The 24,099-nt window shown below is 45.3% G+C and carries 19 protein-coding genes; 4 read left to right on the forward strand and 15 right to left on the reverse strand.

Going from position 1 to position 24,099, the window contains the following annotated elements:
* Positions 1–424: 424 nt before the first annotated feature.
* The 9 genes from R7R78_RS14570 to R7R78_RS14610 form a co-directional block, all read right to left on the reverse strand.
* A complete protein-coding gene (locus R7R78_RS14570) occupies positions 425–3,526 on the reverse strand; it encodes an efflux RND transporter permease subunit (RefSeq protein ID WP_213972650.1) in 3,102 nt (1,033 codons plus the stop codon).
* Positions 3,523–4,851, reverse strand: coding sequence for an efflux RND transporter periplasmic adaptor subunit (locus R7R78_RS14575; RefSeq protein WP_225473854.1), 1,329 nt, complete (start codon positions 4,849–4,851; stop codon positions 3,523–3,525). Before R7R78_RS14575 ends, R7R78_RS14570 begins: the two co-directional genes overlap by 4 nt.
* Positions 4,838–5,494: a TetR/AcrR family transcriptional regulator gene (locus R7R78_RS14580; protein WP_225473855.1), complete on the reverse strand. Its 657-nt coding sequence runs from the start codon at positions 5,492–5,494 to the stop codon at positions 4,838–4,840. The genes R7R78_RS14575 and R7R78_RS14580 overlap by 14 nt, the downstream gene beginning before the upstream one ends.
* 192 nt (positions 5,495–5,686) lie before the next feature.
* On the reverse strand, positions 5,687–6,346 hold the full coding sequence (locus R7R78_RS14585) for an HAD family hydrolase (RefSeq protein ID WP_225473857.1): 660 nt from the start codon (positions 6,344–6,346) through the stop codon (positions 5,687–5,689).
* Positions 6,347–6,348: 2 nt separating this feature from the next.
* Positions 6,349–7,368, reverse strand: coding sequence for an ABC transporter ATP-binding protein (locus R7R78_RS14590; protein WP_005373862.1), 1,020 nt, complete (start codon positions 7,366–7,368; stop codon positions 6,349–6,351).
* Positions 7,365–8,153: an ABC transporter permease gene (locus tag R7R78_RS14595; RefSeq protein WP_225473859.1), complete on the reverse strand. Its 789-nt coding sequence runs from the start codon at positions 8,151–8,153 to the stop codon at positions 7,365–7,367. Before R7R78_RS14595 ends, R7R78_RS14590 begins: the two co-directional genes overlap by 4 nt.
* A gap of 2 nt (positions 8,154–8,155) precedes the next feature.
* Positions 8,156–9,046: an ABC transporter permease gene (locus R7R78_RS14600; protein WP_053304599.1), complete on the reverse strand. Its 891-nt coding sequence runs from the start codon at positions 9,044–9,046 to the stop codon at positions 8,156–8,158.
* The gene (locus tag R7R78_RS14605; protein ID WP_054577716.1) at positions 9,043–9,867 is read right to left on the reverse strand and encodes an alkaline phosphatase family protein; all 825 of its coding nucleotides are present in this window, start codon (positions 9,865–9,867) and stop codon (positions 9,043–9,045) included. Before R7R78_RS14605 ends, R7R78_RS14600 begins: the two co-directional genes overlap by 4 nt.
* 12 nt (positions 9,868–9,879) lie before the next feature.
* Positions 9,880–10,947 (reverse strand): ABC transporter substrate-binding protein, encoded by a 1,068-nt coding sequence (locus R7R78_RS14610; protein ID WP_225473861.1) that lies wholly within the window; start codon positions 10,945–10,947, stop codon positions 9,880–9,882.
* A 210-nt stretch (positions 10,948–11,157) separates the two neighbouring features.
* Between R7R78_RS14610 and R7R78_RS14615 the strand changes: the two genes are divergently transcribed.
* Positions 11,158–11,886 carry a UTRA domain-containing protein gene (locus R7R78_RS14615; protein ID WP_005387087.1) on the forward strand — a complete coding sequence of 243 codons (729 nt, stop codon included), beginning with the start codon at positions 11,158–11,160 and terminating at the stop codon, positions 11,884–11,886.
* A gap of 61 nt (positions 11,887–11,947) precedes the next feature.
* Here the strand turns inward: R7R78_RS14615 and R7R78_RS14620 are convergent, their stop codons facing one another.
* Complete coding sequence (locus R7R78_RS14620) at positions 11,948–13,534, reverse strand: BCCT family transporter (protein ID WP_005373846.1); 1,587 nt, start codon at positions 13,532–13,534, stop codon at positions 11,948–11,950.
* 303 nt (positions 13,535–13,837) lie between these two features.
* Here R7R78_RS14620 and R7R78_RS14625 point away from each other — a divergent pair, with 303 nt between their 5' ends.
* Entirely contained in the window at positions 13,838–16,246 is a 2,409-nt protein-coding gene (locus R7R78_RS14625; RefSeq protein ID WP_213987127.1) for a beta-mannosidase, read from the forward strand.
* 101 nt (positions 16,247–16,347) lie between these two features.
* Here R7R78_RS14625 and R7R78_RS14630 read toward each other — a convergent pair whose 3' ends face one another.
* The gene (locus tag R7R78_RS14630; protein WP_005387084.1) at positions 16,348–16,602 is read right to left on the reverse strand and encodes a hypothetical protein; all 255 of its coding nucleotides are present in this window, start codon (positions 16,600–16,602) and stop codon (positions 16,348–16,350) included.
* Positions 16,603–16,769: 167 nt separating this feature from the next.
* Here R7R78_RS14630 and R7R78_RS14635 point away from each other — a divergent pair, with 167 nt between their 5' ends.
* Positions 16,770–17,129 (forward strand): DUF6559 family protein, encoded by a 360-nt coding sequence (locus R7R78_RS14635; RefSeq protein WP_054577718.1) that lies wholly within the window; start codon positions 16,770–16,772, stop codon positions 17,127–17,129.
* 137 nt (positions 17,130–17,266) lie between these two features.
* Entirely contained in the window at positions 17,267–18,301 is a 1,035-nt protein-coding gene (locus R7R78_RS14640; RefSeq protein WP_054577719.1) for an ABC transporter substrate-binding protein, read from the forward strand.
* A gap of 106 nt (positions 18,302–18,407) precedes the next feature.
* Here R7R78_RS14640 and tyrS read toward each other — a convergent pair whose 3' ends face one another.
* The 4 genes from tyrS to ppsA form a co-directional block, all read right to left on the reverse strand.
* Positions 18,408–19,667 carry a tyrosine--tRNA ligase gene (gene tyrS, locus R7R78_RS14645; RefSeq protein WP_222712040.1) on the reverse strand — a complete coding sequence of 420 codons (1,260 nt, stop codon included), beginning with the start codon at positions 19,665–19,667 and terminating at the stop codon, positions 18,408–18,410.
* A gap of 81 nt (positions 19,668–19,748) precedes the next feature.
* On the reverse strand, positions 19,749–20,555 hold the full coding sequence (locus R7R78_RS14650) for a response regulator transcription factor (RefSeq protein ID WP_225473914.1): 807 nt from the start codon (positions 20,553–20,555) through the stop codon (positions 19,749–19,751).
* A gap of 193 nt (positions 20,556–20,748) precedes the next feature.
* On the reverse strand, positions 20,749–21,528 hold the full coding sequence (locus R7R78_RS14655) for a hypothetical protein (protein WP_005373824.1): 780 nt from the start codon (positions 21,526–21,528) through the stop codon (positions 20,749–20,751).
* 170 nt (positions 21,529–21,698) lie between these two features.
* Positions 21,699–24,071, reverse strand: a complete 2,373-nt coding sequence (gene ppsA / locus R7R78_RS14660; RefSeq protein ID WP_005373822.1) for a phosphoenolpyruvate synthase — start codon at positions 24,069–24,071, stop codon at positions 21,699–21,701.
* Positions 24,072–24,099: the final 28 nt, after the last annotated feature.

Below are 24,099 nucleotides of genomic sequence, written 5' to 3' on the forward strand. Positions count from 1 at the left end.
CTATTCATTTTGGAGGTGGTCGAACGTCCATATAAAACTGACAATAGGCTTGGTGAGAGGCTTACCACCAGCGCGACCAACGAGGCTAAAGTTAACATTGTTGTAATGATTGTTAAAATGTTAATTCTTCAATCAATGTTTTCATTATCGTGAGTTTAAATTGTGAATGTGTTGCCTACGTGTATTTTTACTCTGTGAAATTCCGTTTTTGACAATAAGACATATTATAAATCTTGTGTTGGTTATTTGATTTGGTTATATAAAACTCAACATACTTAATCCTTAACTGTTCATATTCACACTTAATGAGACACAATAACCCTCTGTTTGTTAAGTGATTGTGTGTTTTTTAACGTGTTGGTATTGAACAAAAAGCGACCTAAGCCGCTCTTGTTCATTTTGATAAGTTTACTTATCAGTCGTTTTAGATTTCTTCGTGCTTATGGACTAGGCCGAAGTCAGCTAAAATGGCATACGCAGCAGGGATCATAAACAACACCAGCAGAGTGGATGCGAAAATACCAAACACGATGGAGATAACCAGTGGTTGGATAACCTGTGCTTGCAAACTGGTTTCAGTCAGTAACGGAAGCAAACCTGCTGCAGTGGTCATTGATGTTAGGAATACTGCTCTAAAGCGTTCCCGACTGGCTTTGACTACTGAGTCATGCACATTATCCCCTTCATCCACATGATGGCGTATGTACTGAACTAACAGAATCGAGTCATTCACCACAATCCCTGCTAATGAGACGAAGCCCATCATACTTGGCATACTTAATGAGTGACCGAGTAGGATGTGTCCCCATACCACGCCAATAAAAGCGAGGGGAATCGCAAGCATGACGACGAATGGTTCCAAATAACTGCGGAATTGGTAACTCAGAATCGCAAACACGCCAAACAAACCAAGCAAGAAGCCTTTACCCATTGATGCGCCAGTTTCAGCGGTATCTTTGGCTTCACCTTCAAAATCAAAGCGAAGACCAGGATACTTTTGCATAAGCTTTGGTGCTTCATCCTGTTGGAACTGACGAATAATGGCGGTTGAGTTGGCTTTCGTATTGTCGATATCGCCGAATACGCTTACAGTGCGCAAGCCATCAATGCGCTGGATTCTTACGTAATTACGCTGGAAATCCAAAGTTGCAATGGTCGCGAGTGGGATTTGATTACCATCGGACAAGATTATTGGGAAGTTTGCCAATTGCTGTAAGTCACCAGCTTGCGCTTTATTGAGGCGAACTTCGATGGAAATGTTTTCTACCCCAACTTGGATCTCGTCTGCGGTTTGGCCAAAGAAAGCCGCGCGCAATTGATTGGCAATGAGCTGACCGTTAATACCATAAGCTTCCGCCCCAGGACGAAGTTTAACCAAGACTTCTTCTTTACCCATGCGCATGTCATCTAATACGCCATGGACACCGTCAAATTCATTCAAGTATTGCTGAATGTCGATAGAGGCTGCTTTGAGTGCATCCAGATCATCATGCTTCGCTCGAATCTCAATCGCCCGGCCACCTGGCCCCATGGTCGGTTGTTTAAATACCAGTGAGATAGGATCCGCAAGTTCACCAATGTCTTCACGCCATGCGTCGATAAATTCATCGATGAGTGTGTTACGACTCTCGGCGCCCAGCAAATCCAGACGTACCGTGGCAATGTGAGAGCCAGATTCATTCGCGTCGGCGTTAGCATTGAATTGACTGGTGATGTGCAGAACCAATGGATTGCCGTCTTCCACTTTTTCTGTCCATTCTTTATCTAGCTTTTGAGCGGAAGCAACGATCTTACCGACGACAGCTTCCGTTTGAGACAGAGAAGAACCCGGAGGAAGAATAATACGCGCTTCTGCAATGTCGCCATCCAGTTCAGGGAAGGGTTGGAACTTGAGCAAACCACCTACTAACGTGGCAGCGGAGATAAGAAGCAAGGCAACCACGCCACCCATAAAGGCATAGCGATACTCGACCACTTTATCCACTGCGTTGACCAAGGTGGTGTTGCGGAAGTTTTCAAAAGAAGCGAGCAGCTTTTGTTTGAACTTCGGTGTTGTTCGCTCTTGCTTTTGTTTATGCAGTGAATGAGAAAGGTGGTTAGGTAAGATCAAGAAGGCTTCCACCAAACTTAAACTCAGTACGAGGATCAGAACTTGAGGAACCGCTTTAAGTACCGCACCCATTTCACCTTGCAAAAATAACAAGCTACCGAAAATACACACCGTAGTTAAAAAGGAAGAGATGACCCCCGGCAGTACCTTTTTCACGCCTTTTATCACGGCATCATCGATCTCTTCTCCTCGGTCGAGGTGAGCGGCAATCGATTCGGCAATAACGATGGCGTCATCCATCATGATACCGATGGCCATGAGTAGCCCGACTAAAGACATGATGTTGATGGACAGGCCAAGTTGCGCCATCAAAAATAACCCACCTAAGAAGGCAACGGGCAAACCAGCTGCGACCCAAAAGGAATAGCGAAAACTAAAGAACAACCACATGGTGGCGAAGACCAGAATGATACCTTGCCAACCGTTTTTGACCATCATGGTCAGGCGATCCCAAAGCACGGATGAAAGGTCATTGGTCATTTGTAGCATCACACCGTCTGGCGCGATGGCTTGTTGTTCTTCGACAAATTGAGCAACACGTTCTTTAATGCGCAGTGCATCGTCTTCTTTGTTTTTGCTGACTTTTAGTAGGGCAGAAGGGTGACCATCGAAGAGGACTTTCTGTTCGTCCAATTCAAACCGGTCGGTAATCGTCGCAATATCTCTTAGACGGATGATTGAGCCATTTGTACCAGAGCCCACGACGATAGTCTCAAGCTCTTCCGGCGTCACGCGTCGTTCGTCAAAGCGGATCAGAAAGTTCTTATCTGGCGTTTCGACATTACCACTTGGCAACTTGACGTTTTGACGACCAATCTGCTCTGCAATATCACCCACACTCAAGCCAAGTTGGCGAATGGCTTGAGTATCTAACTCTACTCGGTATTGGTGGTCAGAGAAGCCTGCAACTTCAACCAAAGAGACATCGTAATCGATTTTTAACGTGCGTTTAAGCTGTTCGGCATACGCTTTTAGCTCTGGCCATGTGGTATCTGCGGTGATCGCGACATCCACAACTGGCTCGTTCCAATCGAGCTCTTGGACCACAGGAGATTCAATCTCTTGTGGGAAGTCGTTTATCGAGTTGATCTGGGTTTGAACATCAACCAACATGCGCCCAATGTCGGCTTCTTCATTCAGTTTTAAGATAAGACGCGCAGAACCCTCAATCGCTTCACACTGAGTTTCTTTAATGTTGGCAAGGCCATCGACAGCATCTTCCATTCGGATACAGATGCTCTCTTCTACCTCTTGAGGGGAAGCGCCGGGGTAAACCACACCAGCTAGGATGTAGGGCGGATCAAACTCAGGAAAAGTTTCACGCTTAATCGTGGAAAGTGAAGAAATCCCCAATATCAGCAGCGTTAGCATCAGCAAGTTGGCTGCTGTTGGATGCTTGGCGAAGAATCGGATCATGAATCAGACTCCTCAATAGCCGTTTCTGACTGTTCAGGTGACTCTTTCAATAGCATGCCGTTAATCGCAGGCAGCAAATCGTTGATGATCAGCTTCTGACCTTGCTCTAGTTCACCATCGATCACCACTTGGTTATTGCGACGATATAACACTTCAACCGTGACGACTTGCAGACGGTTGTCATCGCCCATCAGGTAAATCTTATCGCCATGAAGCGCACGCTCTGGGATGACCCAACTCGGGTTCTCTTGCCCCTCAATTAAGGCTCGCACAAACATGCCGTTCACCAATGGAGGCGCAGACGTTGGGTTTAATGCACGGTAGTCTTGTTCAATTTCCAGAATCACACCGGCCGTCGCTTGGCTTGGATCAACCGTTTCGCTGATGCGTGCAACTTTCGCAGGCCAGCTTGCAGAGAGGTTACCGCTGCTGAGTTCAATGTTGGCATGAATCGCATTCATATCAGGTTGTGGAATACCAGATTCATCGCGGACAAACTCACCGATGCTCGCCGCCAAAGTTTGCATGTCATGAATGGATAGTTGAGCTTCCACTTCCATGACATCAATACCATGTCCTGTCACCATGGTTTGTTGGAGGTTAACCACTTGCTTTTTCTCAATTTCTACGTCAGCAATACGCAAATCGTAAGGAAGCGTGATGATGGTTTTATCAAGCGAGCGTTCGGCCTCATCCACTTTTGATGCATTAACTTTAACTAGGGCTTCCGCGACTCGTTTCTCATCCGGCATCAAACCAATTTGATTTTCAATATCCAGTACTAACTTACGTTGAGAGAGCGCGCTTTGCTCTTGCTGATCTACATCCGATTGCGAGGTTAAGCCTTTCTTACGTAGGTTTTGTTTACGGTCTAACTCTTTGTTGGCGATAACCAGACGGTTGGCTTCTATCTTGAGTGTGCTTTTGAGATTCGCTTCTTCTTGGTTCAGCTTAGCCAGAGAGGTTTGGGCAGATTTGAGATCGGCTTGAGCTTGAACCAGTTTCAACTCGTAATCGAGCGGGTCGATGCGCAAGATTTCTGTCCCTGCTTGCAACACTTGTCCTTTTTCCAGTTGCGGATGGCGGTAGACCACTTTACCCGTCACTTCGGCTATCGCTTTCCATTCCACTTTTGGGGCGATCTTGCCAAACCCTATGGCTACTGGAGCAATGGCTTTTAGCTCAAGTGGAATCGTCTCGACCAACCGTGCACGATCTCCAGAGGGTTTTACGGGCAAATCTGGTTTTAGGCTAATCGCCAAAAACAGAATGACGACCCCCACCGCAAGAGCAGGAAAGAACAGCAGCTTTTTATTTATCTTCATATTGGTCGCCCGAGTCCAAAAATCCATGTTTCATCAGTTGTATGTTGTGTTCGAATAATCGGTTCAAGAAGGCTTCAGAAAGTTCAATGCCATGAATGGCGAGCAGTGCTGGTGGTGCCATAAAAGGAAACACCATCAAGCTGATGTAAGAGACGCGACAAAGTTGAGGGTCGGCGTTTTTTCGTAAAACGCCACTGTCGATCAACTTATCAAAGATCACGCCTTGCATTGGCTTGCTGATATCTGCGAAGACTTTTTCGAGCAGTTTGCGTTGGGTTTCCGATGGGGGCATATTCATAACTTGGGCAACTAAGCGTGGGAACTGTGGTACCTTGATCATTTCGCGGTAGTAGGTGCGCATTAGATCGAGAAAGTTTTGCTCGTTACTGTTGGATACCAACGTCTGCATCTGCTTTTGCATCGGTGACAGTGTTTCGCGCAACATGGTCTCGAACAAGCCTTCTTTGTTGCCAAAGTAGTAACGAATCATCGCCACGTTCACGCCTGCTTTCTGCGCGACTAGGCGAGTAGAGACCTTGTCATAAGCCATAATGGTGAAGAGTTCGCGCGCGTGGAAAATCAGTTTTTCCCGTGCGTCGATATTATCTGTGGGTCTTCCCGCCCTTCGATGCGCTTCCGTCACAATCTTCTCTCAAAATATTAAACATTTGATTAATTATAAGACGCTGATTTCTCATGCGACATGTGAAAAATTAATCAGTATTTAATCAAGTGATTAATTTGTGATGAAGAGAAGTAAAAAAGAGCAGAAAGAACTGCTCTTTGAACAAATAGAAAAGTATTTACTTAGGAAGAACGGTCTTGTGAGGCTATATCACCCCCAACTTAACACACTCCAATTCGGTCTGTTGGCGTGTTCTTTTAGTTGTGGGCATGGATTTACCAGATAAGCGTAGTTCGCGTATTCACAAAGCGGTAAATCGTTGATTGAATCGGTATAGAAATGGATTTCGGAATAACGCTCAGGCTGATTTTCTAGCCACTGTTTTAATCGCGTGACTTTGCCTTCACGATAACTCGGGATACCCTCGATTTCAGCGGTAAAACAGTTGTCTTTCTCGATTAAATCAATTCCGAGTGCGGTTGGAATATTAAGACGGCGACCAACGGCTTCCACCAAAAAAGTGACGCTGGCAGAGATGATAACCATATCTATACCATCACGAGACAGTTGCTCAATCAGGGTTTTGGCTTGAGGGAACTGTTTAGGCAAAATATGGCTTTCAACACATTCTTCAACCAAGGCGTTTACTTCTTCAATCGGCATGTTTTCTAGTGGCTTCATGGAGAACGCTAGGTAATCTTCCATGTCCATTTTGCCTTCAGAGTACAAGGCCATTAGACGCTGATCTTCCTTAATAAATAAAGGATCAGTCGCGATGTCTCTCTCAACCATAAACTCGTTCCAAATCATTGCGCAGTCAGCGTTTATTAGGGTTTCATCCATATCAAAAACATACAAAGGTTTGGACATGTTTAGGCTCTCACTGGCTGAATTTCGTTTAGGTTAAAGAGTAGCTCTAGTTGGCTGCCATTCGCTAGTAAGCGTTCTGAAGAGCGGTTAAGCAAGTCAACAGTGAGCTCACACTCTTCAACGTTCACTTGATAGCGAATAACATTACCTAGAAGCTGGTGGTTGGTGATCGTACCTACTTGTGGCGCTGAGATGTGGCTATCATATTGACGACCTTGCTCTTTTACATATATAGACTCTGGGCGAATCGCCACTTTCCATTCGGTATCAATGTTGAAGAGTTGCTTGGCTTTATTGGCCTCTACAAGGTTGTAGTGCCCCATGAAACCGGCCACAAACTCGTTAGCAGGATGAGTATAAATTTCTTCAGGTGTTCCTGCTTGAACAATTTCTCCTTTACTCATTAGGAAGATACGATCAGACATAATCATCGCCTCTTCTTGGTCATGAGTTACGAAGATAGTGGTGAGATTCATCTCTTTCTGAATATCTCGGATTTGCTGACGAAGGTGTTTGCGGATTTTGGCATCAAGCGCAGAAAGTGGTTCATCAAGCAATAATATGCGAGGTTTCACCACCAACGCTCGAGCGAGTGCGACACGCTGGCGCTGACCACCAGAAAGTTGATGCGGATAGTGTTTTTCTTTACCTGCCAGATCCACCAGTTTGATGACTTTAGCCACTTCACGTCGAATATCATCATTCGCAAGCTTTTTCATTTTTAAGCCAAATGCAATGTTGCCTTCGACGGTCATATTGGGAAACAGCGCATACGATTGAAAGACCATCCCAATACCACGCTCTTGCGGGACTTGATGCGTGATATCTTCTCCGTTTACCCAAATCTCGCCTCCATCGACAGGGTTAAGCCCAGCAAGGCTGCGAAGTAGTGTCGATTTACCACAACCGCTAGGGCCCAAAAGCGTAATGAATTCACCTTGCTCGATGTTAAAGTGAATGTCCTCAAATACGGTGTTATCACCAAAACGTTTAGTCAGATTTTTCGCTGTTACGTAGCTCATTGTTTGATTCCTCGGCTGAAACGACTTGCCAACCAAGTCAGTAAAAAAATAAATAGGAAGTAGGTCATCACTAAGGCAGACGTAAAGTGGCCGCTCGTCTGACGCATGTTATACAAGTAGATTTGCAGGGTTTCATAACGTGTGCCGACTAAAATATTGGCGAACACAAACTCTCCCAATAGAAATGAAAATGAAAGGAAAAGCGATGCCATCAGTCCTTTTTTGAGGTTAGGTAAAATGACCATCAAAAACGCTTTGGTTGTGCTTGCTCCTAGCAAGTGTGCAGCGTCCATTAAATCGTTAAGGTTAATTGCTTCGAAGCTATTAGAAATCGCACGATACATGAACGGTAACGCTATGGTGAAGTAAGTACCTACTAGAATCCAAGGAGTACCGATAAGGGAGATTTCACTGTCAGCATAAAGTTGAAGCAAGCCGACGGAGGACACCACTGGTGGTACAGCGAATGGTAGCAAAATCAATACGTTCATGAGCCTGTCGAGCCTTGGAAAGTAGTAAAACACCACGAATATCGCTGGCAGAACCAGAAGCACACTGAGGGTTAGCGAAGCAATACAAATAAACAGCGAACGCCCAAACGCTTGCAAAAAGCGTGGGTCGGTCAGCAATTTAACGTACCAATCAAAAGTGAAACCATCTGGAAGCACCGTGGCACCCCAGCGTGATGAAAGCGAATAGACAAAGGTCGCTAAAATCGGGATGAGCATGATCCCAACAATGGAATAAACCACCGTTTTATGGAATCGAGTATTAACGTTGTTCATGACTACTTCCTACCTGCATAGCTTTTCGAAATGAGCCATTGGTTAATCACTGTGATAAAGGCAAGTAACGCCATTAGAATCACCGAAATTGCAGCGGCGAGATTAGGTTCAAGGAACAGGTCTCCCGATACCAGACTCGCAATTCGAATTGTGATGACGTTATAGTTACCGGAGGTCAGCGCATAAACACTCGCATATGCGCCAATTGCGTTGGCTATTAAGATAATAAAGGTACCGAATAAGGCTGGTGAGAGCACTGGCAGCGCGATTTTCGCCCAATACTGTGATGTTTTGGCTCCCAGTAGCGCAGCTGCTGCTTGCCAATCATCACTCAACGCGTCGAACGCAGGGTAGAGCAACAACACCGCCAGCGGGATTTGGAAGTAGATGTAAATGGCCAGCAGGCCCCATTTACCATAAAGGTCGAAATCACCGAGTAAGCCATACTGCTTGAGCAAAAGGGTAATCGCCCCATTGGTGCCCAAAATAATAATAAAAGCGAATGACAGAGGTACGCCTGCAAAGTTGCTGCTCATGTTCGTAAACGCAATCACACCGTCGCGGACTTTAGAATCGACTCTGCGTAGAGAAGAGACCAACAGAGTCGCAATGGCTAAGCCAAAAATGCTCGACCACACAGCTAACCACAAACTGTTGCCAAACGCCTGCATCATAAAGGCGGAGTCGAGCACTTCAATGTAGTTATCGAAGGCAAACTCGCCATCGTAGATAAAGCTGTTTAACAGTACCCAAATCATCGGTGCGAGTTGAAATAGGTAGAAAAACAGCGCGAAAGGCGCCAACCAAATGGCAGGCTTAAAGCGCTTTAACCAAGTACTTGCCAAATTTGAGCGTGATTCGCTAGAGCTAGGGGAGAGGACTGAACTTCTCATAGTGCTAACAATTCCTGAGTGTATGGCTTCGTGTGGTCAAGGTTTAGCAATTGACAAACGGTGCCACAAATATCAGTTTGCTTAATATGACAATCTTGATGGGTAAACTTATCACCAATGACAAACAGGGGAACTTCTCGCTCTTCAGGTAAAATCCCACCGTGAGAAAGATCGTTGTTCATGCCATGATCGCTGGTCACAATGATTTGATACCCATCAGCAAGCCATTGATCGATGTAGTTGGAAAGAATAATGTCTGCACCTCGCACACAATTGCGGTATTGGCGAGAGTCTAGGCCAAACTTATGTCCTGTATCGTCGATATTCATCGGATGGATCAATAAGAAATCAGGTTGATAGTTTCGACGTAAATACTCTGCGTCCAGGAACAAGGCTTCATCAGGATAATGATCCCAATGGTAAAAGCAGCCGTGCTGGATATTCAGGGTTTCATCATGCGTGAAACGATCGCGAACAGGTTCAAATGGCGCGCGATTATAAAGCTCACTTACCCAGTGGTAGGCAGCCGCAGCGGTCACTTTTCCTTGGGCTTTTGCCAAACTGAAAATGGAATCGTGTTTGGATAGACGAACGATATTGTTGTTTACGATGCCGCTTTCTACAGGGCGAACGCCCGTTAAAATGCACTCATAAAGTGGGCGAGACATAGAGGGCAGCTCACACTGCACAGGATAAAGCGTTGCGCGAGTTTCTTGTTGGGAACGACTTTGTTCTAGAAGACCATTGAGGTAGCCCATGCAATCACGGGCTACCTGATAGTTCAGTCCATCTAGAACAACAAGGATGACCTTATTGCTCATAACGACTTACTCTTATTGCTGGTGGATTAAGACACTTTCTTGCCATTGACGTGGCAGCTTACGTGCGGACTTTTCCCAAGCTGAGAAGTCAGTCACTGGGTGAACATTGCTGTATTGGTCATTAGCAATTAGCTTGTCTTGCACTGCTTGAGGCAGTGTGATGTTGGTGCGGATTGGACGCGCATAACCTTCTGCTAAGTTGATTTGCCCTTGATCGCTGAAGATGTATTCACGAGCAAGCTTTGCTGCATTAGGGTTCTTCGCGTATTTATTGATTATGGTTGTATAACCAGAAATCACAGAGCCATCTTGAGGAATGCTCACTGTAAAGCGGTCGCGGTCAATTTTGTCGCGGTAGTTCAATGCATTGAAGTCCCACATGATCGCCACTTCAACTTCGCCTTTTTCTAGGTTGGCGATGTTCGGATCGGTAAATGAAAGACGACCTTGCTTCGCGAGTTCAGAAAAGAATTTGAGCGCAGGCTTGAGGTTGGATTCGTCCCCACCGTTGGCGAACGCTGCGGCGAGAACCGCGTTGTTTGCCTGTGCTGCTACGCCTACGTCACCTACGGTCACTTTGTAGTCGCCTTTTAATAGGTCATCCCACGTTTTTGGCGCGTCTTTTACGAGGTAATTGTTGGAGATAAAAGAAATAGTGCCAGTGTAGGCAAGTGCCCAATGACCATCTTCGTCTTTTGCCCAATCTGGGATGTCATTCCAAGTTGTTGGTTTATATGGCTGAGTGACGCCTTTTTTTACCGCTACACGTGCAAAGGCAAAGCCTACGTCACCAATGTCTGCGGTCGCGTTTTTCTTCTCAGCTTCGAATTTTGCGATTTCTTGAGCCGAGCTCATATCCGTGTCTTGGTGCTTAAGGTTGTAATTTGACTTTAAATCAGCCCAAGTGTCTTTCCAGTTTGCCCAACTGTCAGGCATACCCACACTGTAAACCGCCCCTTCTTTTTGTGCTGCTGCTACCAAAGATTCAATATCGGCTTCTTTCGCTACTGTTGGCGTAGCGAGCGTTACCGCAATGATTGCCGCTGGTGCGGTAATTGAACGACTTAGCAAAGTTTTCATTGTCTCCATCCTTCTGGACTAGGTCAGTAAGTTCGCTTTGTATGCTATGGATGGAATGTGACGATTTAGCGCAAGTAATTTGACAGTTTTGCTGATTTTATATGGCACTTATATTTCATACGTTCAGTATGTGTTCTGTTGATTAATGTCATATTTTTGTTACGTAAACGCCTTATGTTATTCGTCAAATTATCGTTGGACTAGATCAGAATGAGAGCGACAGGCACCGGACAATTTGGTACCCAATTAGGAAAAATTAGAAGCAGCTTAAAACAGCAGATTCTTTCCGGCATCATGTCGGAAGGACAAAAACTGCCGTCAGAGAGAGAGCTCAGTGAGCTGTTTTCTACGACTCGAATCACTATCAAAGATGCGTTGGTGTCTTTAGAAACGGAAGGTCTTATTTATCGAGAAGAGCGCCGGGGTTGGTATGTATCTCCTGAGCGTATCTGTTACAACCCGTTGTCTCGTTCTCACTTCCATCAAATGATTCGAGAGCAGCATCGTATTGCAGAAACTAAGTTACTCAACGTGCGAAGTGAAATGGCCGCAGGTGAGTATGCCAAATCGTTAGAGGTGGAGCGAATTACCCCAATTTATGTAATTGAACGGTTACGTTTTATTGATGGGCGAGCGGTATTGTTTGTTGAGAACGTGCTCAAAGCGGCACTGTTTGAGGGGATATTGTCTGAGAACCTCACCATGTCCCTGACGGGCATTTATCGTGAGAAGTATGGTTACGAGACAAAGCGCTCTCGTTTTGATGTGATTCCCACGTCAGCTCCTGCTCATGTCGCTAAGGCGTTGAACCTAGCTGAAGGACAACCCGTTCTGAAAATTCGGCGGGTAAACTACAAACAAGATGGGCATTTAATGGACTGCGAATTCGAGTATTGGCGTCCAGACGCAGTGATGATTCGTATTGATAGCGTAGGATAAAGCGCAGAATTAAAAAGAGCCCAATTAAGGGCTCTTTTTCGCATATTGGTAGGAAGGCGCTTTAAACGAGGCCTTGCTCTTTCGCCATTCTGCTTGCAATGCCGGGTGCTTTCCAAATGCTTGGCAGCAAAATGAAAGACACAGGCACGGCAGTAATTACAATGAAAGACTGCAATGCAGAAATACCACCAGAGCCCATTGAGATAAGCGCAATAGCGACAATACCCATAATCAGCCCCCAGAACGAGCGAATCACTGCGTTTGGTTCTGTTGAGCCCGTCATCACTACACTGATTGTGTAAGTCATCGAGTCACCTGTCGTCACGATAAATGTTGTCGTTAAGATCAGGAACAGAACCGAAATGATCATTGGGTAAGGTAATTCACCAGTAATCGCTAGCAGTGCTGCGGGCAAGTTAAAGCCTTCAAACGCAGATGAAATCAAACCAGGGTTATCAAGTTCAAACGCAAGGCCACTGCCACCAACGATACTAAACCAGAAGCAAGTAATCAGCGGTGCCGCGATGCTAATAGACATGATTAATTGGCGAATTGTACGACCACGAGAGATACGAGCAATAAAGATCGCCATCATTGGGCCATAACCGATAAACCAACCCCAGAAGAATACTGTCCACCAGCTTAGCCAGCCTGTATCACCACGGTAAAGTGCCATAGGGAAGAAGTTATCCACCATACGACCAACGCCTTGCACGTAGCCATCAACGATAAAGCTTGTCGGCCCGAAGAACAGGATGTAACCAATTAACAGTACAGACAAAATGATGTTGTAACGACTGACGATTTGAATACCCTTGCTCAAACCGCTTAGTGCAGAAAGGGTATACATCAGGATCGCCGCCATAATAACCATACTTTGCGTTACGAACGTATCTGGCAGGCCAAACAATGAATTTAGCGCGTAGCTAATTTGTAAACCTAAGAAGCCGATAGGACCGATGGTTCCTGCCGCTACGGCAATGATGCTACATGCGTCAGCAACATCACCAATCCAGCCTTTAATGGCTTTATCACCAAACACAGGGTAAAGCAGAGTACGCGGCTTAAGAGGCAGGCCTTTATCGTAATGCAAGTGCATTAAGACAATGGAAGATAGACCACCAAGGATCGCCCAAGCTAAGAAGCCCCAGTGCATAAAAGACTGAGATAGGGCATTGATTGCGGCAGTTTTCGGTGAGGCTTCCCCGTATAGAGGCGGAGCAGTCACAAAGTGGGCGATAGGCTCAGCAGCAGCCCAGAATACACCACCACCTGCAAGTAGAGTACAGAGTACGATTGACAACCACTTAAAGTTATCAATATCAGGTTTCGCTAGACCACCTAGGCGCACATAACCAGTGCGACCAAACGCAAGAGCCAAACCAATTAGGAAATTCAGAAGAAGCAGTACTTGCCAGTAAGCTCCGAAATATTTAGTAGCAAAGCCGAAGCCGGTGTTAACCATTGCGGTTAGAGAGTCGGTATTCGTTAGAGCAAGTAAAACGAATAGAGTGAGGAAGCTACCACTTAACCAAAAGACAGGATTGGTGAGTTCGAGGCGCTTGAGTAAAGATGGGGGATGAATAGCAGAATAGTCAGCATCCTGAATAGGCGCTGTGTGGGAGGCGGCATTCGTCATATTTGACATAATTACTTCGCTTTTTAGGGCTATGAAGCCGTGCATTTCCCCTCACATCGTTTCAACGAAAAGTGTGAGGATGTTCAAAAAGCCGATGATGTTAACATGTCGAAGTTGCAAATATAACCTTAGATTTCGATTAATTTTTAACAGGTTAGCCAAGTTGCTGATTTTTGGGTAGAGATCAAAAGAAAGAGTTTTTACGTGAAATGCACCGCATTTCGTATGTAATTAACATTTCCCTTATTTTTGCATGGGATTATCAGGATTACATTGAGAAAACATGTTTTTCCCAAGCTAAGGTTTCACTCGATGGCTCACTTCGAACTTAACGGGCAGTGGATGCTTACCTCGCCACAGCGTCCCAATCTTGAAATTCCAATGTTTATTCCGGGCGATAATGTGTCGGCGCTTTTACAAGCAGAGCAGATTCCAGATCCTTATTTTGCCGATAATGAAAACAAAGTTCGATGGATTGAAGAGTGTGAGTGGCATATCTCACGTGAGTTTGAAGTCGACGCGTTTACGTTGTCTGCCAAGCAAATTTGGATGACGCTAACTCGTGTCGATACATTGGCAACCTTCTATGTTAATGGTGAGCTAGCACTAACGTGCAGCAACATGTTTACCCAGCAACGTGTGGATATTAAACCGCATTTAAAGCAAGGTACTAACACGATTCGGATTGAGTTTGCTCGGGCGGATTTAGAAGGTATCGCAAGAGCAAAAAAACTGCCATTTCCTATTCCATCGGCAATGGGCAACAACCAAATTCCACACATGAACTTGATCCGCAAAACACAATGCCATTCCGGATGGGACTGGGGCATTTGCTTGATGGTATCGGGTATTTACGACCCCATTCAAATCGACATTGTGAATGAGCTTTGGCTCAAAGGCTTCTCGACAGAGCAGCAATGGCAAGCCGATGGGAGTGTGTTTCTTGATGTAGTAGTTGAAGTGGAAACGGACAGTCAACGCCATGAAATGATTGTTGAATTTAATGGTGAGCGTCAATGTATTCAAACAAAAGGAAGTGGTCACTATCATTGCCAGTTCCACATTTTGGAGCCTCAACGCTGGTGGCCATCGGGTTATGGCGAAGCGTATCTCTATCCCATTACCATTTCTTGCAGAGAGCAAAAGTTAACGCACAACATTGGTTTGCGTCAGTTAACCCTAAATAACCAAGCTGATGAGCACGGCTCTGCAATGGAATTTATCGTCAATGGCGTACCGATTAATGCTAAAGGTGCCAACTGGATCCCTATTGACGCAATGCCGGGGCGAGAGTGCGAAACACGTTATCGCAACCTTTTGCAAAGTGCGGTTGACGCCAACATGAACATGATTCGCGTATGGGGCGGTGGTCAGTACGAGAGTGAAATCTTTTATAACCTTTGTGATGAACTTGGCTTGTTGGTGTGGCAAGACATGATGTTCGCCTGCTCGTTGTACCCATCAAACGACGAGTTTTTAAAAGAGGTAGAAGAAGAACTTAGATTCCAAATCCCGAGGCTCAAGGAGCACCCATCAATCGCACTTTGGTGTGGTGACAATGAAGTGATTGGAGCTATTGGTTGGTATGACGAATCTAAGCGCAGTAAAGTCAAATACACGGTTAACTACGATCGCCTCAACCGCATGATTGAGAAGGAGATTACCGAGCAAGATAGCACTCGCCGTTTCTGGCCAAGTTCCCCATGTAATGGTGAACTGGATTTCGGTGATGCGTGGCATGATGATAGTAAAGGCGATATGCACTTTTGGGACGTTTGGCATTCAGGAAAATCATTCAGTGCCTACCTTGACGTGAATCCTCGTTTTTGCTCTGAGTTTGGTTTTCAATCTTGGCCATCTTTTGCTGAAGTTAAGCGGTTTGTCCCTGAGCAAGACTGGAATATTACATCCCCAACTTTCGAACAACATCAGAAGAACCCTCGAGGTAATAGTATTATCACAGAGATGTTCACGCGCTATTTTCGTTTTCCCTCTGGATTCGAGAGCATGCTGTATTTAAGTCAAGTTCAGCAGGCAATCGCGATCAAAACTGCATGCGATCATTGGCGTGCCATTTCTCCAGTTTGTCGCGGCATGCTGTACTGGCAACTCAACGACAATTGGCCTGTCAGTTCTTGGTCTAGTTTGGAATACAGTGGTCGATGGAAGCAGTTGCACTACCATGCGAAGCGATTTTTTGCGCCACAGTATTTGGTATTTTCCGAGCATACAGGCAAGTTGAGCCTACATTTGCTCAATGATGCCAAAGAATCCGCAAGCGTCAACGCACTGCTTAAGTGGGTAGATTGGCAAGGGGAAGAAAAGCAATGTTGGAGCTTAGAACAAACAGTCATAGCAGACAGCAATACGATTTTGTGGCAATTGGATGAATCGATCGAGAAGGATGAACTTACGTCAGGCTTCTTCTATGTTGAAGCGCAAATCGGTGAAGACAGAATAAGCAACACATGGTTTAGTACTCACGAGCTAAAAACCTTGCCGATAGCGAAAGCCAATATAGGTGTCTCTATTGAAGGGAGGAAAATTACATTGATTGCGGATAAGCCTGCGTTTTTTGTTCATTTGGAGAGTGATGCTGATGGAAGGTTCAGTGACTCTAGTTTTACTCTGTTGGCCAAGGTTCCAATGACGGTTGAGTATTTAGGTGATGATGTTTCAGGTATGCAGCAGTCGTTGAGGGTATGCCACCTTAATGATTAAAGCGGGCATAGAACATCTACATGCTGATAACTAAAAAGGGAGCGTTTGCTCCCTTTTTAGTTACCAAGTATCCGTTATTAAGCTCAGGTTGAGACAGAAGTTTATTTAAGTTTCTGATGGACCCGATAGCTAACGACAAAGCCAATGTAGAATAGTGCAGCAAGAGTAATCACTGCCGTCGCGTACGCCAGCAGGCTGTTTAACCCTAAACCAAAAGCCAAAGTGAAGGCGATACCATGAATGGCTTCCGCAGGGATTCGGTACCAAGCAGCGTGGACGGAAGATCCGAAGAGGATAAAGGTACTAAGTAAGACAATCGTGCCGCCTATAAAGCCGACCCATCTGCTGTTGTTCATGTTGCAGTCTCAGGGGTTACCGAGGTAACGTAACAAAATATTTCAGGATCGTATTATACAACCGATCATCGCGAAAAGCGCTAGAGAAATTTCGCGGATAAAACAGAGTGTTTTAATTCGAACAAAAGAATACGACCATAGCCAACTTAATACAGGAATAACAAAACATGTTGAGATTTATACAACGTCGTCGCATTAAGAAAGTGATTAAACTAATGAGTACCAGATTGGTGGTGGGATACGGCAGTCGTGAGTACTTTTCGGTTGGTCAGGTAAAGACGAGCACCAGCGAGTTAAGCGCGTGCCAACAAAAAATTGCGTTGGCATTATATGCGGATCCGCAACATCTTGATTTGGAAAACCAACCAGAGTTGCAAGCAATACGCTCAGACGTGGCGCATGATTTCTTTTCTGGTGCCGATTATACCGCTCAAGATGTGCTTAATTTACTCGGCTCTGGTGGCTGGAAAGGTGGCCGAATGGAAGATGGAATGTCTCATCATTTTGGTATGCACAGTCGATATTAAAAACATGCGTTAATTTTATAAATTCGATAAATATTTTTGCTGTTAAAGATTAATTAAATTTTCTTTCAATTGGGTAATAATTACCTAATTATGCACCCGAATCCCAGCGCGTCGCTGGACTGGTTGGATCGCATACCATGAAATTAATCATCAAAGGATTGGGGCTGAGTGCTCTTGTGCTCAGCATGTTTGCTCATGCAGATAGCAAAACGTTGAACGTTTATGCATGGGGTGGCTATTTGCCGGAAGCATCGTTAAAAGCGTTTGAAAAACAAGAAGGCGTTACGATTAATTATTCGACCTTTGAGAATAATGAATCAATGTATACCAAGCTAAAATTGCTAAAAGGTTCTGGTTACGATGTGGTTTTTGCTTCTGCGTACTTCATTGAAAAAATGGGTCGAGAAGGACTGCTTTCGAAAATAGATCACGCTCAAGTGCCAAACATGCAAGACACAATGGACGGCTTACTTGGCCAAGCGCACGATCCGAAAAATGATTACTCTCTGCCTTATATTTGGGGCATTACAGGGATCAGCTACAACGAATCCATAGTTGAGCAACCAGTGACGAAATGGGCAGACTTATGGGAGTCTCAATACGAACAACAAGTCATGTTGATTGATGACGTCCGCGACGTGTTCGGTATGGCGCTGAAGAAAAATGGCCATAGCGTGAATACAAAAGACGAAGCTGAAATCGAGCAGGCTTTTGATTCTCTAGTAGCGCTGAAAAACAACGTATTACTGTACAACTCAGATGCGCCGCAAGTCCCTTACGTGTCCGGTGAAACATCGGTCGGCATGCAATGGAACGGCAACGCATTCCAAGGACAGGTTGAAATGCCTGAGCTGAAGTTCGTGATGCCGGAAGAGGGCGCGGTATTGTGGATGGACAACTTCACTATTCCGTCTGGCAGTAAAAACAAAGCATTGGCGCATAAATTTATTAACTTCATGTACCAATCAGAGAACCAAGCGGAAATCGTGACCAGTTTGGGTTATGCCTCGGCAACGAACGCTGGGCGTGACAAATTGCCAGAAGAGTTGAAAAATAACCGTACTATTTTCCCTTCATCAGAAGACATGAAAAAAGGCGAGTTTATTAATGATGTTGGCGCAGAAACGTTAGCGATTTACGAAAAGTACTGGCAACGTTTAAGAACGCAATAAGCAACGTCTTTGCCTATTGTTAGGCTTAAAATCGTTCAAATTTGGATTCCCCTCATCACGAAAGTGGTGAGGGGAATTTTTTATAGGCTTTGTACTGCGAGTGTTGCTACGCGGCACGCTTTACGAGGCAGAAGTGCTTTTTACCGCGTTGCAGTAACCAATATTGATCAAACAGTGGGAAGCTTAAACTCGGGTTATCAGCCGCCACTTTTTCACCGTTTACACTGATGGCGTTGTTGCTGATGTGTTCGCGTGCAACACGCTTCGAACTTGCTAAGCCCGACTCAATCAACAGCTCAACCAAATCTTGTTGTGTGCTCTCAATGCTTGGTAAACCATCCAACTCCAACTGTTTTAATTCACCCAAACTCAGTTGTTGCACATTACCGCTGAATAAAGCTTGAGTGATACGCTCGGCACTGGCTAGGCCTTCTTCGCCATGAACAAATCGCGTCATTTCTTCAGCGAGAATACGTTGTGCTTGTGGCTTACCTTGGCTTGCTTGGTCTTGCGCTTCAATGCTGGCAATTTCTTCGCAGCTCAAGAATGTGTAGTAACGCAAGAAGTGGTAAACGTCGGCGTCTTCTGCGCCAAGCCAGAACTGGTAGAACGCGTAAGGAGAGGTCTTGCTAGGATCTAGCCACACTGCGCCGCCTTCGGTTTTGCCAAATTTGGTACCATCGGATTTGGTGATCAGCGGCAGAGTTAAGCCAAATACTTGCTCACCATTTTGACGGCGAGTTAAATCGATCCCGCTGACGATGTTTCCCCATTGGTCATTGCCACCGATTTGCAAACGGCAACCGTATCGACGGTTTAGCTCGGCAAAATCGTACGATTGCAGTAGGGCGTAGCTAAATTCGGTGAAGGAGATACCTTGGTCAGGTCGTTGCAGGCGTTGTTTTACCGATTCTCGGTTGACCATAGTATTGATCGAGAAGTGTTTACCCACATCGCGGAAGAAGTCGATCACATTGATCGCTTTCATCCAGTCAGCGTTGTTCACCATGATCATCGGCTTGGTCAGTTGGTGGTTCATCAACTGCTGAATTTGATTAGAAAGATCGTTAACCCAGCCTGAGACGATTTCCTCTGAGTTCAGACTGCGCTCAGTCGCTTTAAAGCTTGGGTCGCCAATCATGCCCGTTGCACCGCCAATCAAGGCAACAGTTTGGTGTCCGGCATCTTGAAAGCGCTTAAGCATAATCAAAGGCACGAGGTGGCCGATATGCAAGCTGCCAGCTGTAGGATCGAAGCCGCAGTAAACGGTTTGTGGCTGTGAGAGAAGTGTCTGAATTTCTTCCAAATCGCTGGCTTGTGCAATCAAGCCACGATCTTGTAAATCTTGCAGTAATGGTGTCGTCATTCTTTTTGTCTGTCATAGTGGTTGTTACATTTAGACTAAAACGCGACACCTTTTCTCGATATATCCCTTAAGGGACAGTTTTTATCTTGAATGGAGAATGAGGTGATTGAGGAAAAGCTGGAATAACTCACTCAATGAAGACACATTTAATTGCGAGTAAATTCGCTTTCGATGATTTTTGACCGTGCCTTGAACTAAGTGTAACCGCGCGGCAATTTCTTTGGTGTCAAACCCTTGAGCGAGAAGCGAAGCCACCTCTTGTTCGCGACGGGTGAGTGATTCTACGCCAAACGTTGCTAAAGCTTGCTCAATGGCTAATCGCATACTGCCAGAATAAGCACTCTGTGCAAAAACAGGCTCAGAAAAGGTAAATTCCGTTTGTTTCCAATGCTGCTGACAAAGCGACTGAATTATCGGGAAATAGGGCTTTAGCTTATTGATTTGTTGCTGAGAAAAGTATTTTCCATCAGTCATATATCCGAAGTACAGCATGACCCAACGGCCAGATTCAACTTCGACTAGCATGCTAAGCTCGTCTTTCCACCCTGTTTGATGATAGAACTGCTCGCAGTATGAGGTGAAGTCAACGCCTCTACGCGCCACGTCTTTGAGCGTAAATACGCCTTGTTGCTTTGTCTCGTTTAGTTTGAGAAAAAAAGGGTCATTTTGAAATGAGTCAGTAAGGTAGCGTTGAAAAAGTAACTCTCGCTCGTTCTCAATTGAGTCGTAGAGATAAATAGGATGTTTACCTTCTCGGTAACCTAAAATAACTGCGCAATCAAAATGAAAAAGAGTGCGAATGACACGCATAAGTTTAGGAGTAAAGTTAGGCGTGTTAAGAGCAGAAATTGCTTCTGCTAGCAGATTATTAAAGTTATTGTCAGGCATGGGATACCGAATTGCAGGTGGTTTTGCGCAAGCATAACCAAAAGCAATCCAACGAGAAAGGGAAGTCGCCATCTTCTGGTGACTTCCATAGAGAAAGTTGCGTAAGTGCTCAGTTTTGAGGAATCATATCCCCGTTAACTTATTGATAAGGGTGCATAACAACGGTTTTATTTAAGCGATTAGTTGCTATGCATTACTGCGAGTTAGTGAGCTCTTCGTTAACCCAATATTTAGAACCAGACACGTTAGCATCGATGAGCAAACCTTTAGCGTTCAACTGATAGACGGCGACGCCGCTGTTAAATTGTTTTGAAAGTTGCTCTGAATCTTCGCCCGCAACAGCAGAGGCTTCACTTGTGGCCTCCCATCCTTCGTTGACGAACGTATCAAAGTCTTCTTTGCTCTCAAACAGAACCACTTGTTGGTAAAATTTGCCGCCAGCCCCAAGTGCAACGCCCAAACCAAACATATTCATATAAGTGCGTTCTTCTGTTTCCTTATTCACTGCGACTCCTGACCCTGAGTTGGTGTGAAACAGCAAAGATAATTTACGAGAATCAAAGACCGCGTAGCCGTACGCGTTGTCGTAAATAGCTTTTGCCTCCGGCTTTTCATTAAATAACTTGAGCAAAGCGCTATCTGCCATTAAGTCCACGGCTTGGCGAGCTTCTTCTGGCGTATCGCCTTCCATCAGCTCATCAATTTTTTTGTCGGCAGCATCTATCCATTCTTTGCTTTTCTCGATGCTGGCTTCTGTCCATTCGCCTGCGGTATTGATCGCTTCCTCGGACCAGTTCGTGAAATCTTGCCACGCTTGTTTTGAAAACGCTTTGGTGTCGTCCCAAGCATCTTGTGCAGTATCAGAAACTGCGTCGCCAAGCTCAGACATTTTATTGGAAATTTCATCCCAATCGGCATAAGCAGGGGATGCCAGGAGCATCAATGTAGTAAGGAGTGCGATAGGCTTTTTCATCAAATTCTCTCTGGAGTTATCGATATACCATTCATTTTAGGTCATCAGACTTTGATAATGAAATTGACTAAATGACGAACTTGAGAGAGGAATCACGAACTGATTGTGAAATGACGTGTGAATAACAAAGCCCTCACAAGGGGAGTGTGAGGGCTAGAGTTTATCGTGTGTTACTTGCTGCTAACTTTACCGAGTTTTAACCAAGTATCGATAACCGTATCTGGGTTTAGTGATACAGAGCTAATACCTTGATCCATTAGCCATTCCGCTAAGTCGTCGTGGTCTGATGGGCCTTGACCACAAATACCAACGTATTTGCCTGCTTTTGTTGCCGCATCAATCGCCATCTGAAGCATCACCTTAACCGCTGGGTTGCGCTCATCAAATAGATGTGCGACATCGCCAGAGTCACGGTCAAGACCAAGCGTTAGCTGAGTCATGTCGTTTGAGCCAATCGAGAAGCCATCAAAGTACTTCAAGAACTCATCGGCAAGGACCGCGTTGGATGGCAGTTCGCACATCATGATGACTTTAAGACCCTGATCGCCACGGCGCAGATCAAACTTCGCTAGCAAATCAATCACTGATGCTGCTTCGCTTGGTGTACGCACAAATGGGATCATGATTTCAACGTTTTTCAGACCCATTTCGTTACGAACGCGTTTGATTGCTTGAGTTTCTAGCTCGAAGCAGTCTTCAAACACTGGAGAAATGTAACGAGACGCGCCACGGAAGCCAAGCATTGGGTTTTCTTCATGCGGTTCGTATGCTTTACCGCCAACCAAGTTGCTGTATTCGTTAGACTTAAAGTCAGACATACGAACAATAACGCGTTTCGGCCAAAATGCCGCAGCAATGGTTGCGATACCTTCTGTCAGTTTGCTTACGTAGAAATCGATAGGATCTTTGTAACCACGAATACGCTGAGTGATTTCTGCTTTTAGCTCATCGCTTTGTGCATCAAAGTTAAGTAATGCTTTCGGGTGGATACCAATCATCTTATTGATGATGAATTCAAGACGAGCAAGACCAACACCTTCATTTGGAATTTGTGCGAAGTCAAACGCACGATCAGGGTTACCCACGTTCATCATCACTTTTGTTGGTAGCAGTGGCAGTTCATCAACAGAAGAGCGTTTTACATCAAACTCAAGTTCACCTTGGTAAACATAGCCCGTTTCACCTTCTGAACAAGATACGGTCACGGTTGCACCATCGGTTAACTTGCTTGTCGCATCGCCACAGCCAACGATTGCAGGAATACCAAGCTCACGAGCGATGATGGCAGCGTGGCAAGTACGGCCACCACGGTTGGTTACGATTGCAGATGCTTTTTTCATCACTGGTTCCCAATCTGGGTCAGTCATGTCTGTAACTAGCACGTCACCTTCTTGGACTAAAGACATTTGGTCCAGAGAGTCAACCAAGCGAACCACGCCTTTACCGATGCGCTGACCGATTGCACGACCTTCAACCAAAACATCCGCTTTGTTTTGTAGCTCGTAGCGCTCAATCACGTTTTGTTCCGTTTGTGAACATACGGTTTCAGGACGCGCTTGAACAATGTACAGCTTGCCATCAATACCATCTTTTGCCCATTCAATGTCCATTGGACGCTGATAGTGCTTTTCGATGATCATTGCTTGTTTTGCGAGCTCTTTGATCTCGTCGTCGTTCAATGAGAACGTGTTGCGCTCTTCATCAGAAGTATCAACGATATCAACTTGTTTGCCGATTTCTTGGTTATCTGAGTAGATCATTTTGATCAACTTAGAACCAAATGTTTTCTTAACGATTGGGTGTTCGCCTGCTTCAAGCATTGGCTTGTGAACGTAGAACTCGTCAGGGTTTACTGCACCTTGAACGACCATCTCGCCTAGACCCCATGAAGAGGTGATGAAGACAACTTGGTCGAAACCCGATTCAGTGTCTAGTGTAAACATAACACCCGACGAGGCTTTATCTGAACGCACCATACGTTGGATACCCGCAGATAGCGAGATGCCACGGTGGTCGAACCCTTGGTGAACGCGGTAAGAAATCGCACGGTCGTTAAATAGAGAAGCGTAAACGTGCTTAGTTGCTTCTAGTACTGCGTCGATGCCTTTCACGTTCAAAAACGTTTCTTGCTGACCAGCAAAAGAAGCATCAGGTAGGTCTTCTGCCGTAGCAGATGAACGAACTGCGACTGAAAGCTCAGGATTGCCTTCGATCAGTTCTTGGTAATTTTCACGAATTTCTTGTTCAAGGTCCGCAGGAAAAGGGGCCTCTAATACCCATTGACGAATGTTTGCACCTGTCTTACGCAGAGCTTCTACATCTTCAACGTCTAGTTCATCGAGTAATTGGTGAATACGCTCATCCAAACCTTCGTGGTCAAGGAATTGGTTAAACGCGTATGAGGTTGTCGCAAAACCATTTGGTACAGAAACGCCTGCGTTTGCTAGGTTAGAAACCATTTCGCCAAGTGAAGCATTCTTACCGCCGACTTTGTCGACATCATCCATGGATAGGCCATTGAACCAGAGGGTGTTCTTTTGCATGTCTTTCTCCAGAAACATTGCAGCTTAG

The organism is Vibrio sp. 2134-1 (assembly GCF_033339495.1).